At 67.6% G+C, this 12,943-nt stretch carries 15 protein-coding genes and 1 pseudogene; 8 read left to right on the top strand and 8 right to left on the bottom strand.

Annotation, left to right across the window (positions count from 1 at the left end):
* Positions 1–25: 25 nt before the first annotated feature.
* From vapB to ACZ5M6_RS14710, 3 genes are read left to right on the top strand one after another with little or no spacing between them, the layout of a single operon-like run.
* Positions 26–259, top strand: coding sequence for a type II toxin-antitoxin system VapB family antitoxin (gene vapB / locus ACZ5M6_RS14720; protein WP_221205100.1), 234 nt, complete (start codon positions 26–28; stop codon positions 257–259).
* On the top strand, positions 256–678 hold the full coding sequence (locus ACZ5M6_RS14715; protein WP_224764391.1) for a type II toxin-antitoxin system VapC family toxin: 423 nt from the start codon (positions 256–258) through the stop codon (positions 676–678). The genes vapB and ACZ5M6_RS14715 overlap by 4 nt, the downstream gene beginning before the upstream one ends.
* On the top strand, positions 675–1,496 hold the full coding sequence (locus ACZ5M6_RS14710; RefSeq protein WP_054766419.1) for a TIGR00282 family metallophosphoesterase: 822 nt from the start codon (positions 675–677) through the stop codon (positions 1,494–1,496). The genes ACZ5M6_RS14715 and ACZ5M6_RS14710 overlap by 4 nt, the downstream gene beginning before the upstream one ends.
* 49 nt (positions 1,497–1,545) lie before the next feature.
* On the opposite strand, the gene ACZ5M6_RS14705 is transcribed toward ACZ5M6_RS14710, so the two are convergent.
* From ACZ5M6_RS14705 to ACZ5M6_RS14685, 5 genes are all read right to left on the bottom strand, one after another.
* Positions 1,546–1,866, bottom strand: coding sequence for an XRE family transcriptional regulator (locus ACZ5M6_RS14705; protein WP_182714043.1), 321 nt, complete (start codon positions 1,864–1,866; stop codon positions 1,546–1,548).
* A 1-nt stretch (position 1,867) separates the two neighbouring features.
* Positions 1,868–2,224 (bottom strand): type II toxin-antitoxin system RelE/ParE family toxin, encoded by a 357-nt coding sequence (locus tag ACZ5M6_RS14700; protein WP_201462980.1) that lies wholly within the window; start codon positions 2,222–2,224, stop codon positions 1,868–1,870.
* 58 nt (positions 2,225–2,282) lie between these two features.
* Positions 2,283–3,848 carry an alkaline phosphatase D family protein gene (locus tag ACZ5M6_RS14695; protein WP_395941863.1) on the bottom strand — a complete coding sequence of 522 codons (1,566 nt, stop codon included), beginning with the start codon at positions 3,846–3,848 and terminating at the stop codon, positions 2,283–2,285.
* Between the two features lie 67 nt (positions 3,849–3,915).
* Positions 3,916–4,923, bottom strand: a complete 1,008-nt coding sequence (locus tag ACZ5M6_RS14690) for a glycosyltransferase family 4 protein (RefSeq protein WP_464159007.1) — start codon at positions 4,921–4,923, stop codon at positions 3,916–3,918.
* A gap of 171 nt (positions 4,924–5,094) precedes the next feature.
* Positions 5,095–6,480 (bottom strand): cytochrome P450, encoded by a 1,386-nt coding sequence (locus tag ACZ5M6_RS14685; RefSeq protein WP_464159006.1) that lies wholly within the window; start codon positions 6,478–6,480, stop codon positions 5,095–5,097.
* A 176-nt stretch (positions 6,481–6,656) separates the two neighbouring features.
* Here ACZ5M6_RS14685 and ACZ5M6_RS14680 point away from each other — a divergent pair.
* Positions 6,657–7,423: pseudogene (locus ACZ5M6_RS14680) on the top strand (IS5 family transposase).
* A gap of 27 nt (positions 7,424–7,450) precedes the next feature.
* Here the strand turns inward: ACZ5M6_RS14680 and purL are convergent.
* Positions 7,451–9,667 (bottom strand): phosphoribosylformylglycinamidine synthase subunit PurL, encoded by a 2,217-nt coding sequence (purL, locus tag ACZ5M6_RS14675; protein ID WP_464159005.1) that lies wholly within the window; start codon positions 9,665–9,667, stop codon positions 7,451–7,453.
* Positions 9,668–9,846: 179 nt separating this feature from the next.
* Between purL and ACZ5M6_RS14670 the strand changes: the two genes are divergently transcribed.
* Both ACZ5M6_RS14670 and ACZ5M6_RS14665 read left to right on the top strand, forming a co-directional pair.
* Positions 9,847–9,996 (top strand): hypothetical protein, encoded by a 150-nt coding sequence (locus ACZ5M6_RS14670; protein WP_182714049.1) that lies wholly within the window; start codon positions 9,847–9,849, stop codon positions 9,994–9,996.
* Positions 9,996–10,223, top strand: a complete 228-nt coding sequence (locus ACZ5M6_RS14665; protein ID WP_183214924.1) for a Tat pathway signal protein — start codon at positions 9,996–9,998, stop codon at positions 10,221–10,223. The genes ACZ5M6_RS14670 and ACZ5M6_RS14665 overlap by 1 nt, the downstream gene beginning before the upstream one ends.
* On the opposite strand, the gene ACZ5M6_RS14660 is transcribed toward ACZ5M6_RS14665, so the two are convergent.
* The gene (locus ACZ5M6_RS14660; protein WP_464159004.1) at positions 10,220–11,017 is read right to left on the bottom strand and encodes a hypothetical protein; all 798 of its coding nucleotides are present in this window, start codon (positions 11,015–11,017) and stop codon (positions 10,220–10,222) included. The genes ACZ5M6_RS14665 and ACZ5M6_RS14660 overlap by 4 nt on opposite strands.
* A 117-nt stretch (positions 11,018–11,134) precedes the next feature.
* Here ACZ5M6_RS14660 and ACZ5M6_RS14655 point away from each other — a divergent pair, with 117 nt between their 5' ends.
* Together ACZ5M6_RS14655 and ACZ5M6_RS14650 are read left to right on the top strand one after the other, a co-directional pair.
* Positions 11,135–11,572: a hypothetical protein gene (locus ACZ5M6_RS14655; protein ID WP_464159003.1), complete on the top strand. Its 438-nt coding sequence runs from the start codon at positions 11,135–11,137 to the stop codon at positions 11,570–11,572.
* Positions 11,573–11,796: 224 nt separating this feature from the next.
* Positions 11,797–12,042, top strand: coding sequence for a hypothetical protein (locus tag ACZ5M6_RS14650; RefSeq protein WP_228185409.1), 246 nt, complete (start codon positions 11,797–11,799; stop codon positions 12,040–12,042).
* Between the two features lie 77 nt (positions 12,043–12,119).
* Here ACZ5M6_RS14650 and ACZ5M6_RS14645 read toward each other — a convergent pair whose 3' ends face one another.
* Positions 12,120–12,929 (bottom strand): energy transducer TonB, encoded by an 810-nt coding sequence (locus tag ACZ5M6_RS14645; RefSeq protein ID WP_333897242.1) that lies wholly within the window; start codon positions 12,927–12,929, stop codon positions 12,120–12,122.
* Positions 12,930–12,943 lie beyond the last annotated feature (14 nt).

Below are 12,943 nucleotides of genomic sequence, written 5' to 3'. Positions count from 1 at the left end.
CGTGCAGCAAGCCGATAGGGAGGCCATGAGCGCCCCGCTGAAAGCCACGGTCTTCAAGTCCAATCGCTCGCAGGCCGTGCGACTGCCCAAGGCCGTGGCTTTTCCCGATGACGTGAAGGAGCTTCGCGTCATCAAGGAGGGCAAGAGCCTGCGCCTGGTGCCGGTGGATGCGCTGTGGGATGACTTTCTCGACCAGCCCGGCATTTCGGATTGGCCGGATCGCGACCAGCCCGAGATGCAGAAGCGGGAGGACTGGTGAGCACCGGCTATATGCTGGACACCAGCATCTGTATCGAAATCCTGCGGGGCCGCAGCGCTGCGTTGAATGCGCGTCTGAGGTCTGAGCACGAGCCGCTTCATGTATCGACGGTGGTCGTCATGGAACTGGCGGTTGGACCCAGCAAGCTCGCGGACTCTCGTCGCGCCGAACGGCTGGAGTCGTTCCTCGCGCGGCTGGACATTCTTGCTTTCGACGAAGATGCGGCCCGGCATACGGCGGCTATCCGTGCGGATCTGGAGCGTCGCGGTCGCCCCATCGGACCTTATGACTATCAGATTGCGGGTCATGCTCGCAGTCGGGGGCTGACCGTCGTCACCCGCAACACTGGCGAGTTCGAGCGCGTTGCCGGCCTAAGGGTCGAGGACTGGTCGGATGTTGGTAAAGGCGTACACGAATGAGATTGGCGTTTTTCGGCGACGTTATCGGCAAGTCCGGCCGTGACGGGATCAGCGATCATCTTCCGGGCCTGAAGCGCGACCTGAAGCTGGACTTCGTGGTGGTGAACGCCGAGAACGCCGCGGGCGGCTTCGGCATTACCGAGAATACGGCGCGTGAGTTGTTCATGGCGGGGGCGGACTGCCTGACCCTGGGCAATCACTCGTGGGACCAGCGCGAGGCCCTGACCTATATCGTGCGCGAGCCGCGTCTGATCCGGCCGGCCAACTATCCGCGGCTGATGGATGCGCCGGGCGCCGGGGCCAATCTGTTCGAGACCGACACGGGCCGCACCGTCTTGGTGATGAATGTGCTGGGCCGGGTGCATATGGACCCGATGGACGATCCGTTCGGGGCGGTGGAACGCGAGCTGGCGGCGGCGCCCCTGGGGGCCGTGGCCGACGCGGTCATCGTCGACATGCACTGCGAGGCGACCAGCGAGAAGATGGCCATGGGCCATTTCTGCGACGGGCGAGCGTCGCTGGTGGTCGGCACCCATACCCACGTCCCGACCGCCGACTGCCAGATCCTTCCGGGCGGCACGGCCTATCAGACCGACGCCGGCGGCTGCTGCGACTATGACAGCGTCATCGGCAACGAAAAGGAAGAGCCGCTGCGCCGTTTCACCACCCGGATTTCGGGCGGGCGCTATACGCCGGCGTCCGGGCCGGCCACCGTGTGCGGCGTCTTCGTGGAGACCGACGACAGGACGGGGCTGGCGACGCGGGTCGAGCCGATCCGGGTCGGCGGGCGGCTGAGCCAGGCGGTGCCGGTTCTCTGATCCGCACGGGAGAAGTCGCCGCGCTCTCCTGGCCGAGGCGGATCCTATCTCAGTGGCTGATGTCGCCCATGCCCGTGAGGTGAAGGACGCCCTTTCCGGGCAGTTCGACGCGCAGTTCAAGGGTGCCGCCGGCCGCCTCGACGAACCGGCGCAGAGTGGACAGGTAGAGATCGGCCTGGCGTTCCATCTTGAGCACCGAAGGCTGCTTTACTCCAAGCGCCTGGGCGATCTGCTCCTGGCTGCGTTCGGCGAGCTCGCGCAACGCCTTCAGGCCTTCCACTTCGCCCACGAGTTCGGCGGCGCGGGCGTCGATGCGCGCCCGGCGGGCCTCGGGCAGCGCAGCCATGATCTCTTCGCGCGTGCGACCCATCTTATGTCTCCTTCAGCGCCCTCAAGTGGCTGGTGAACCGGCTGTCTGCCTTGGCGATAAGGCCTTTGTAAAATCGCTTCTGGGCCACGCCTGCCTTGTCGCCGGCGACCAGCAGGATGGCCTGCCGCTCCGGATCAAATGCGAACGCAACCCGCCAGACCCCGTCGGCCGCCTTGAACCGAAGTTCCTTCATGTTGGCGTGCCTTGACCCTGCCAGGGTGTCGGCATGGGGGCGGCCCAGCCGGGGCCCATAGACTTCCAACAGCGCCGTCATCGCCAATAGCTCGTCCTGGACTTCGACTGGGAGGGCGTCGAACTCTGGGTCGAACTCATCATGGTTGCTGACGGCCCATGGCATGTCGCTATATAGCTGAGAGGCTATATCCTGTCCATAGGCTCCAGCCTATGTGAGGTCATCACGCCGGCGTCAGCGTGTTCGATCCCGCCTCGATCGCGAAGGTCTGGCGGGTCGTCAGCACGCCCGAGCGGTCCGATACCTTGTCCAAAACCTTGAATTGAGTGGTCCAGACGGTCGGCGTGGCTTCACAGACCACATAGCCGCGCTGGGAGTTGCGGAACTTCAGCTGGGGATTGACGGCCATAAACCGGTCGTAGTCGGCGCCGCGGTCCGATCCGTCGCCGCGCGAGCTGATCGAGGTGCCGACGAACTCGACCGCGATGGGGGCGCCCTCGGGCTGGCTGCCGTCCAGCCACAGGCCGCCGGCGTAGTTCTGATGCTCGTCCCCGGTCAGGACCACGACATTGTCGATGCGGCGGTCGCGGATGTGGCTCAGCAGCCGGTTGCGGGGCACGCGATAGCCGGCCCAGCTGTCGGTGTTGACCCCCTGGCCGCCGGAGGTGTTGCGGTTCAGGTCCATCATCATGACCTGCTGAGCCAGGGCCTTCCATCGGGCCTTGGAACGGTCGAGGTTGGTCAGCAGCCAGGCTTCCTGAGCGTCGCCCAGAACCTGGGCCGTCGTCGCCTCTATGCCGGGGCAGTTGGCGTTGAAGCGGTCATTGCAGGGCTGGTCCGTGCGATACTGGCGGGTGTCCAGGAAGGCCACGTCCAGCAGGTCGCCGTACTGGGCCCGGCGATAGGCCTGCATGCCCGCGCCGCGCGGGAAGGCCGATTTCCGCATCGGCATGAACTCGTAGAAGGCCTGCATGGCGGCGGCGCGACGCAGCAGGAAGACCTCAGGCGGCGTGCCGTCCTGATCAATGTCGCCGACCCAGTTGTTGTCCACCTCGTGATCGTCATAGGTGCAGAACCAGGCAGCCGAGGCGCGCGAGGCCTGAAGGTCTGCATCCATCGTGTACTGGGAATAGCGGCGGCGATAGTCGTCCAGGCTGTAGATTTCGCCGCCCAGGTGGACGCGGGTGTTGTCCTGGGGGCCGGCGCCCGACTGATAGATGGGGTTGGCGCGACCCTCATAGATGTAGTCGCCGTAGCAGAAGATGAAATCCAGCTCCTCTTCCGCCATCTTGCGGTGGGCGGTGTAATAGCCCTGTTCATAGGCTTGGCAGCCGGCGACGCCGAAGCGGACGGCCGAGACGGAGGCGCCGGCCAGGGAGGCGGTCTTGGCGCGCCCGACGCCGCTACGCTCGGTCCCGCACTGGAAGCGGTAGAAATAGGGGCGGGCGGGCTCCAGCCCCTCGACCTCGACATGGACGGAATGGCCCAGCTCCGGCCGGGCGATCGCCTCGCCGGAACGGACGACGGTGTTGAAGCCCCGGTCGGCGGCGACCTCCCACTTCACGGCGACGGGCGCCTTGGGCATGCCGGAACCGTAGGCGAGCGGGTCGGGGGCCAGGCGCGTCCAGATGACGAAGCCGTCCGGGAGCGGGTCGCCCGCCGTCACGCCCAGCCGGAAGGGGTTCACATCGAACACGGCCTGGGCCAGGGCGGGGCCGGTCGGCGACAGGGCCAGGCCGCCGCCGAAAGCCGCAAGCATGGAACGGCGGGAAAGAGCGAGGCGGGTCATCGGCGCATCCTGAGTTTTCGTCGCCCTTATCCCTACAATGTGACAGGTCTTCCGACTGCGGGGGGCGTCAGGCCGCGTCTCGGCGTTTCCGGCTTTCGACCAACTGGCGGCGCACCTGGGCCAGTTCAGCGGCGCGCCTTTCGGGCGTGTGGGTCTTGAGCACATAGTGCTGGGCCGCGCGGGCCAAGGCCAGGCGGCGGTTCGGCTCCCGGATCAAGGCGTCCAACGCGGCGACCAGGTGACGGGGGGTCACGGCCTCCAGATAGTGGGCGTGGTCGCCGCTGGCTTCGCGAAGGCCGCCGCGCCCGGATGATATCAGGGCGGCGCCCGCCGCATGGGCTTCCACCGCCGTCAAACCGAAGGGCTCGTCCCAGGTCGAGGGCGTCACGGCGATGGCGGCGGATTTCATCTGTTCGCGCACCTGGTCCAGCGGGGCGGACTGCAGGACGGCGACCCGGGGGCCAAACCGCTGAAGCGGCGTGAGGTGCGGGGCGGCCCAGTCCGCGTGCGCGGCCCAGTCGTTCAACATCAGGACCGCGCGCCAGCTCGGGTGGCTGTCCAGCACGGCCGGCAAGGCGGCGCACAGGACGTCCAATCCCTTTTCCGGCATGGCCCGTCCGGCGAAGGCGATGATCGGCTGGCGATCTTCCGGCGGCGCCAGCCAGGCGCCGGCGTCGATGGGATTGGGCACGGCGTGGGCGCGATCGGCCAGCTGCGGATAGGTCCGGGCGAAGGCCGTCTTCTCCGCCTGGCTGACGAAGATGAAGCCGTCCATCCGGCTGTAGCGCAAGGCGTAGCGCCACCGATCAAACCACCGGCGCGCGGGCTTCAATGCATTGTGTCGATAAAGGACATGCACCGCCTGGGGGAAACGCGCCGACACGGCCAGGGCCTGTTTCACCTGCTGATGGTGTTCGATCAGTTCCGGCTGAAGCGCGCGCAGGGCGTCGAACAGACTCTGTTGGGTGTTGCGTCGTGGAAGGGCGATCACGCGGGAGGCGTTGTGGTCCTGGGCGCCCTCCTGGCAGAGAATTCGGGTGTCTGGATCATGATCGCAGCGGGCGAGCGTCCGCACGACCGTCTCCATGGAGTTGGGGCGCGCTTCGGAGAAGAGCGAACCCGGCGGCAGCAGAATGGCGGTTCGCAGCGCGGTCGTCCTGAAGCTGATGGCAAGCTGAACAATGGCGCCCGGTCGGCGACACCTGTGTTTAACGCGCCGGGCGGCGAATTCCGTCGCGTGAATTCTTCAGCCTCGGCGCATCCGCAGCCGAAGTCGCATCGGTTCGCGACTGCGCAGGGTGATCTGGTGCACGGGGCGGGGTTCGATCGTCGTGATCGGCTCGATCTCGGCGGCGCGCAGGATGGAGGCCAGGGCGATCACCGCCTCCTGAATGGCGAAGGCGGCGCCGATGCAGACGCGGGGACCGGCGCTGAAGGGGATGTAGGCATAGCGGTCGATGGACTTGCGGTTCTGGGGCAGGAAGCGTTCGGGCTTGAAGGCGTCCGGGTCTTCCCACAGCAGGCTGTGGCGTTGCAGGATCCACGGGGAGATGATGACGGTGGCGCCGGCCTTGATCGGCTGGCCGCCGATCTCGTCGTCGGCCAGGGCCTTGCGGGCCATGGTCGGGGCGGGCGGGAACAGGCGCATGGTCTCGTCCAGCACGGCGCGGGTCCAGGGCAGGGCCTCGGCCCATTGCGGATCGGAGACGTCGAAGGCGTCAGCCTCGGCCTGAAGCCGGGCGAGATATTCGGGCTGGCGCGACAGCAGGTGCAGGGTCCAGCCCAGGGCGCGGGCGGTGGTCTCGTGCCCCGCCAGGATGAAGGTCAGGATGTTGGCGGCGACTTCTTCGTCCGACAGGCCGGGTCCGCCGTTCTCGTCGCGGGCCAGCAGCAGGGCGCTGAGCAGGTCTTGGGGCGGCATGTCCCCAGCCTCGATGCGGGCGCGGCGGGCCTCGACCAGGCGGGTGACGCGCTGTTCGAAGAAGCGGGCCGAACGGAAGCTGGCCAGCCGGCCCAGGCGCGGGGCCCAGTCCGGGGCGCCCAGCACGTCCAGCGGATCGATGCGGGCGCCGTTGGCTAGGAACTGATTCAGGGCGCGTTCGAAGCCGCGGGCCTCGCCGCCCAGGTCGTCGGAGAACATGGTGGCCGACAGGATGTCGAAGGTCAGACCCGACATTTCGGAATCGATGTCCAGCACCCGGCCGCGCGCAGACAGGGACCAGCCGGCGACGCGCGCCTGACATACCTCGGCCATGCGGGCGTTCAGGGTGGTCATTTTTGCGGGGGTGAACAGGGGGGCCAGGATGCGGCGGGCGCGGCGCCATTTGTCGCCCTCGGTCAGCAGCAGGCCCTCGGCCAGCATGGGGCCCAGGACGCGGCGTTGCAGGTCGCCCTTCACATAGTTGGCCGCGTTCTCGGTCAGGACGTGGCGGACGCCCTCGGGGTGGCTGACCACCAGGATCTCGCCGAAGGCGCTGTTTCCGTAGAGCTGCGGCTCGGTGAAATGCCGCTCGGACCACATGCGGAGGGGGTCACGCCAGCTGATCCACAGGAAGGGCAGCAGGGACAGCGGGCCGCCCGTGCGACGGGGCGGGATGGCAGGGCGGAAGACGGCGTCGGCGGCCAGGGTCATGTCCATGCCTCCAGTGAGGCCCTAGACTTGGGGTCCGGTCGAGGCGGAACAAGGGCCGTGGTGCGACGGCCCTTATCCGTTTGTAACCCGGCTAGGTCCAATCGACATTCAGGGATTCACGCGGGGCTTGATGCGTGATTCATAGGTCTCCGCTTTGGCGGAGGTTTGTGATGGGCGTGAAGCGTTATGAGCTGGACGAGGCGCAGTGGTTGCGGATCGCGCCGTTGCTGCCGGGTAAGGCGTCGGACCCCGGGCGGACGGGGTCCGACAACCGACTGTTCGTGAACGGGGTGCTCTGGGTGCTGCGCTCCGGTGCGCATTGGCAGGATCTCCCGGAGCGCTACGGCAAGTGGAAGACGGCGCACAAGCGCTTCAGCCGCTGGGCGGCGGCGGGGGTTTGGGAGAAGGTGTTCGACGACCTGATCAAGGATCGCGACAACCAGTATCTGATGCTGGATTCGACCCTTGTGCGGGCCCACCAACAAGCGACGACCGGCCGGGGCAGCGGCCAAAAAAAGGGGGCCCCGACCCGGCTGTGGGGCGTTCCAGAGGTGGACTGACGACCAAGGTCCACATGGCCTGCGACACGCTCGGACGGCCCGTTCGCTTCCTTATCGCAGCCGGTCAGAGCCACGACATCCTGGCGGCGCCGGCCCTTCTGGAAGGCCACCGCCCCGCCGCCGTGCTCGCCGACCGCGCCTATGACGCCAACAGCCTACGCGCCCATCTGGCCAGGATCGGAGCCGAGGCTGTCATACCCTCGACCCGATCTCGCAAGGCACAGATCCCGCACGATCCCCTGATCTACAAGCTGCGCAACCGCGTCGAGCGTTGCTTCAACAAGCTCAAGCACTTCCGCCGCTTCGCCACCCGCTTCGATAGGCTGGCGCGACACTACCTCGCCTTCGTCCACATCGCCGCTTCCATCCTCTGGATGCGCTGAATGTCGATTCGTCCTAGTCCAGACGGCTCAGGCCGCGTCGCCGAGCCAGCCCGGCATCCAGCCCTCGTGCCATTCACGCAGGTGGGCGACGGGAATGCTGAACAGTTCACCCTTGTCGCCGCGAGAGGCGAAGGCGTCGCCACCGGCGTGGCCGACGACGGAGGCGTGCAGGCCGGCGGCCTGGGCCTTGGCGATCAGGGCGTCGGCGTCGGGGACGGCGACCAGATAACGGGCCTGGTCCTCTCCGAACAGGAAGATGTGGGCGTGGGCGGCGCTGGAGGCGTCCAGGGTCACGCCGACGTCGGAGGCCAGAACCAGATCGGCGGCGGCGCCGATCAGGCCGCCGTCGGACAGGTCGTGGACCACGGTCAGGTCGCCGGCCTCGATCAGGTCGCGCACGAAGTCGCCGGTCTTCTTCTCCAGCTTCAGGTCGACGGGCGGCGGGGCGCCGTCCTCGCGGCCCAGGACCTCGCGCAGATAGATGGAGGCGCCCAGTTCGCCGACGGTCTGGCCGATCAGGACGAGCGCATCGCCCTCGGCCATGCCGGAGAAGCCCGTCACCACGTCATAGTTGGGCAGCAGGCCCACGGCGCCCACGGTCGGGGTGGGCGGAATGGCGACGCCGTTGGTCTCGTTATAGAGGCTGACATTGCCCGAGACGACGGGGAAGGACAGTTCGCGGCAGGCATCGGCCATGCCGTCGATGGCGCGGACGATCTGGCCCATGATCTCGGGGCGCTGGGGGTTGCCGAAGTTCAGATTGTCGGTGATGGCGATGGGGCGCGAGCCGACGGCGGTCAGGTTGCGCCAGGCCTCGGCCACCGCCTGTTTGCCGCCCTCGTAGGGGTCGTTCTGGACATAGCGGGGGGTGCAGTCGCTGGTCACGGCCAGACCCTTGTCGGTGCCGTGGACGCGGACCACGCCGGCGTCGGCGCCGGTGGCCGAGTCCTGAAGCGTGTCGGCCATGACGTGGCGGTCGTACTGTTCCCAAATCCAGCGCTTGGAGGCCATGTCGGGGCAGGCGACGACCTTCATCACCGCATCGGCCCAGTTCTCGGGCGCGGGGATGTCGGCGTGGTTCAGCTTCGGCTGCAGCGCGGGCTGGACCCAAGGGCGGTCATACAGGGGCGCATCGTCGAACAGGGGGGCCAGCGGCACGTCGCAGACCGTTTCGCCGTGATGCTTCAGCACCAGTCGGCCGGTGTCGGTGGTGACGCCGATCACGGCGGCGTCCAGGCCCCACTTTTTGAAGATGCGGTGGCCGTCTTCCTCGCGGCCGGGCTTCAGGACCGCCAGCATCCGCTCCTGGCTTTCCGACAGCATCATCTCATAGGCGGTCATGCCCTCTTCGCGCTGGGGCACGGCGTCCATGTTCAGCTCGATGCCGACGCCGCCCTTGCCGGCCATCTCGACCGAGGAGGAGGTCAGGCCCGCCGCGCCCATGTCCTGGATGGCGGCGACGGCGCCCGAGGCCATCAGCTCCAGCGTCGCCTCGATCAGCAGCTTCTCGGCGAAGGGATCGCCGACCTGGACGGTAGGGCGCTTCGATTCCCACTCATCGTCGAACTCGGCCGAGGACATGGTGGCGCCGTGGATGCCGTCGCGGCCGGTCTTGGAGCCGAAATAGACGACCGACAGGCCCGCCGAGGGGGCGGCCGAATAGAAGATGCTGTCGGCCTTGGCCAGGCCGACGCACATGGCGTTGACCAGGATGTTGCCGTTGTAGCCGGCGTGGAAGTTGGTCTCGCCCGCCACGGTCGGCACGCCGACGCAGTTGCCGTAGCCGCCGATGCCGGAGACCACGCCCTTGACCAGGCGTTTGGTCTTTTCATGCGACGGATCGCCGAAGCGCAGGGCGTTCAGCAGGGCCACCGGCCGGGCGCCCATGGTGAAGACGTCGCGCATGATGCCGCCCACGCCCGTCGCCGCGCCCTGATAGGGTTCGATATAGGAGGGGTGGTTGTGGCTCTCCATCTTGAAGATGCAGGCGTCGCCGTCGTCGATGTCGATCACGCCCGCGTTCTCGCCCGGACCGCAGATGACGCGCTCGCCGGTGGTGGGGAACTTGCCCAGGTGGATCTTGGAGGACTTGTAGGAGCAGTGCTCGGACCACATGACCGAGAAGACGCCCAGTTCCACCTGATTGGGCTCGCGGCCCAGCCGGTCGAGGACGACCTGATATTCGTTCGGGGCCAGGCCGTATTCGGCGGCCAGTTCGGCCATGGTCTTTTGAGGAGCGGTCATGGCCGCGCCTTCTAACGGCAGACGGGACGATAAGCTACATTCTAGACAGCATTTTGGGCGTTCTGGCCTGAGACTCGGCGTCGACCAGTGATGTCGCGGCCGTGATCTGAGCCAGGGAAGGACGGACGGAACGGGTCGGGCGCCGCGCCATTGTCTCCTGGCGATAAAGGAGCATCCGCATGACCGACACCCCGATAGACCCCGCCGCCACACCTGAAGACGAAGACCGGGCCGAGATCGCCGCCGACGACGCCGGCGCCTCCGCCATGGCCGAAGAGGCCCAGAACGAGGCCGATGAAGAGACCGAGGAAGACGGAGAGGGCATCTGATGGCGTCCCACGATCTGACCAAGCCCAGCCCCGCCGAGCACCAGCAGATGGACCGGTCCAACGATCCCGAAACGACGCGGGAGATGGACGCGGCGGCGCCGGAGGCGGCCCTGGCCAGCCGCCGCCAGCGGATGACCGGAGAGGCGACCGGCGTCGGCAGCGTCGGCTATGACGAGGACGGCGCCTTCGACGTGGGGGCGGGCAAGCCCGTCTCGCCCACGCCCTAGGCGGTGCGTTCAATCCCCGGCTTGAGGCGGAAGACCAGGAGAACGCCGCCGACCAGCAGGATCACGGCGCCGGCCAGGGCCGTGAAGGCCACCGCCGGCTTTTCCGCCTGTTCCGCGACGAAGGCGCCCAGCAGGCCCCAGGCCGTCGGGAGGGGATAGGCCAGGGTCCGCAGCGCCGCCGTCACCGCCAGGGCGACCCCCGTCGTGGCGACGATGGCCAGCACCGCCCATCCCGTCGGCGACAGTGCGGCGGGCAGGGCGTCGAAGGCGGTCACGGTGGTGATCAGGTTCAGCGGCGCCGCCACCGTCAGCCAGCCGGCCAGGGCGGCGAGGGGCCAGACCAGCAGCAGCCGGTCGCGGTCCGCGCGCGAGAGCCGCCGCACCTCGCCCGACAGGGCCAGCAGCGGCGCCAAGAGGGCGATCAAGGTGGCGAAGATGATGATGACGCTGGCCGCCTTCAGGTTGAGGGCCGCCACGATGATCCAGAGACCCAGGCCGAAGAAGGCCACGGCCGAGGGCCAGCCCATCCGGTTGATCAGGACGCTCTCGCCCGTCTGGGGCAAGACCTGACGCACGGCGTAGGCCAGAAGCCCCAGATAGATCAGGCCCCAGATCGAAAAGGCGTAGCCGGCGACCCGCAGGGTCTGGTTCCCTTCAGCGGCGAACTCGGCTTGGGTCAGGCCCAGCCCGGCCAGGTTCTGAACCAGGGGGACGACCACGGCGAAGACGGCGGCGGCCAGGACCACCAGGCGACGGGTGCGCTGAGCGGGCGTGGGGCGAAGGATCGAAGACATGGGGGTTCCACTTCACGGTTCAGCGCTCTGTACGCCCCACGGGGACGGAAGGTTCACCGGCCTGGGTTGAAAATGTGAAGCTTGCGAGAGAGGGACGGCCCATGCTGGTGTCGCCGGATGATCCGTTTGCGCCTTCACGCCTGCGCCGGCCTGGCCGTTCTGCTTCTCGGGGCGTGGGGGAGCGACCCGGCCCTGGGCCAGACGCAGAGCCAGGCCCAGGCCCAGACCCAGGCCCAGGCCGCGCCCGCGCTGGTTCTGAACGCCTCGGCCGAGGCGGCCTGGGCCGAGGTGCGCGCGGCCCTGACGCCGCCGCAGCAGGCCCTGGCCGTGCGGCGCTTCATGGCGGCCCTGGCGAACGCCAACGGGCGACCGGTCGTCCCGCCGATGGACGCGCGCGAGATCGCCTCCGGCCGGGCGGCGGCGGCGGACGATCCCGCCCTGCTGCAAAGGCCCCAGGCCTATGAGGCGACCTTGAGCGTGGGCGGGCGGTTCCTTACCTTCCGGCCCTTGTCCCGCGCCAGTCTGGAGCCCTTGACGCGACGGGGCGCCCCCTAAAACAGTGTCCGATGTGTCCGATGTGTCCGATGTGTCCGGAACCGGCGCCGACTCCGTCAAAGACCCCCTGAAACATACGCCCGCTTGCCGCAGCGGCGGGTCGTTTGGGTTAGGGCTTCGCCAAGCCGTTGAAGCGCGGAGGGTTACATCCGAGAATTGCGCCGACGTCAGGAACCGGCGGCCGTGCGGCCGGTTGTCAGTCCAGTTCCAACTGGAGAGGCGACATGGCCGATCAGACCGAAACCCCGCATTTCGAAACCGATGAAGTCGCCGCCAACCGGGCCATCGAAAACGGCCAGGGCGTCGGCGCCCGCGAACTGGCCGCCCAGCGCGACCCAGGCGGCGTCAACACCGCCGATGAAGACCCCGAACTCGAGAACGGCGTGTCGGTGATCGAGGACGGCGACGAGTTGGACGAGAGCTTGGCCGTTCAGGGTGTGGAGGAAGACGCCGACGGGAACCGCACATAAAGCGCGCAGAGACTTGACCTCACGGTTAGCTAAAAGCTCATACTGAGCGCCGGCATGGAGGCCGAAAAAAACGCAGGCTAATTCACCTTGAACGTGATGGTGAATGCGACCACGCGGTATTCGAAAGGCGGCGCCGGTCCTTCTTCAGGCGTAATCCGCCGCATTCTGGCGCGATCGATCGATCGGAGCGCAGCACGCCCTATGCCGAGGCGCCGTGGCCATTCGCCTTCTATTTGACAATCGGAGATGCGGCCGTCCGGCTGCGGGACGCAGGTCAAGGTCGCATAGCCTTCGCCCGCGTTCAGCGCCTGCATCGGAAAATCTGGACGCGGTTGTCTCTCCCAAGCGAAGGGAGGCGGCAGGCCATCTTGGCCTGCGCCTTCGGTGTGACTGTCGCGAGGATCTACCAATGGCCGTCCGCAAGCCTGCAAGGTCTGGGCGATGGCGGTGCTGGACGGATTGATGTCCATCACATAGCGATAACGCCGGTTGTCCGGTCCCGACGCCGTGATCTGGAGAGCGCCGCCCTTGGCGAGGCGGCGTGCCACCAAGGCGGGCATGCGGCTGAAGGCGGTCTCGCCGTTTTCCCCCGCGCTCCAAACCGTGGGTTTGCCCTCCTCTTCCCCTACGCTCAGCCCGAGGGTTCGTGTCGTAGAAGGGGCTGTCATGGGAGGCAGGCCGGCGATGAAAAGGTCGTAGTCGCCGTCCATGCACCGCGCCGCCAGTGTGATGCCCGAGGTGAACTCGGCGATGGCCAGGGTGGCCTTTCGCTCGGGTATGGTCGTCAGCACCCAATCCTCACCAGGCGGCGGGGCGTCCTGCGCCTTCGCGGAGACGGCGCCGGCCAAGAGGGCGGAAACGGCGAGGGCGGGGAGGAAGGCTTTCATGACCCCACTCCGCC

Source organism: Brevundimonas sp. Br13 (assembly GCF_055391505.1).
The sequence above is the reverse complement of the archived record's forward strand: the minus strand, read 5'-3'. Positions and strand labels throughout refer to the sequence as shown.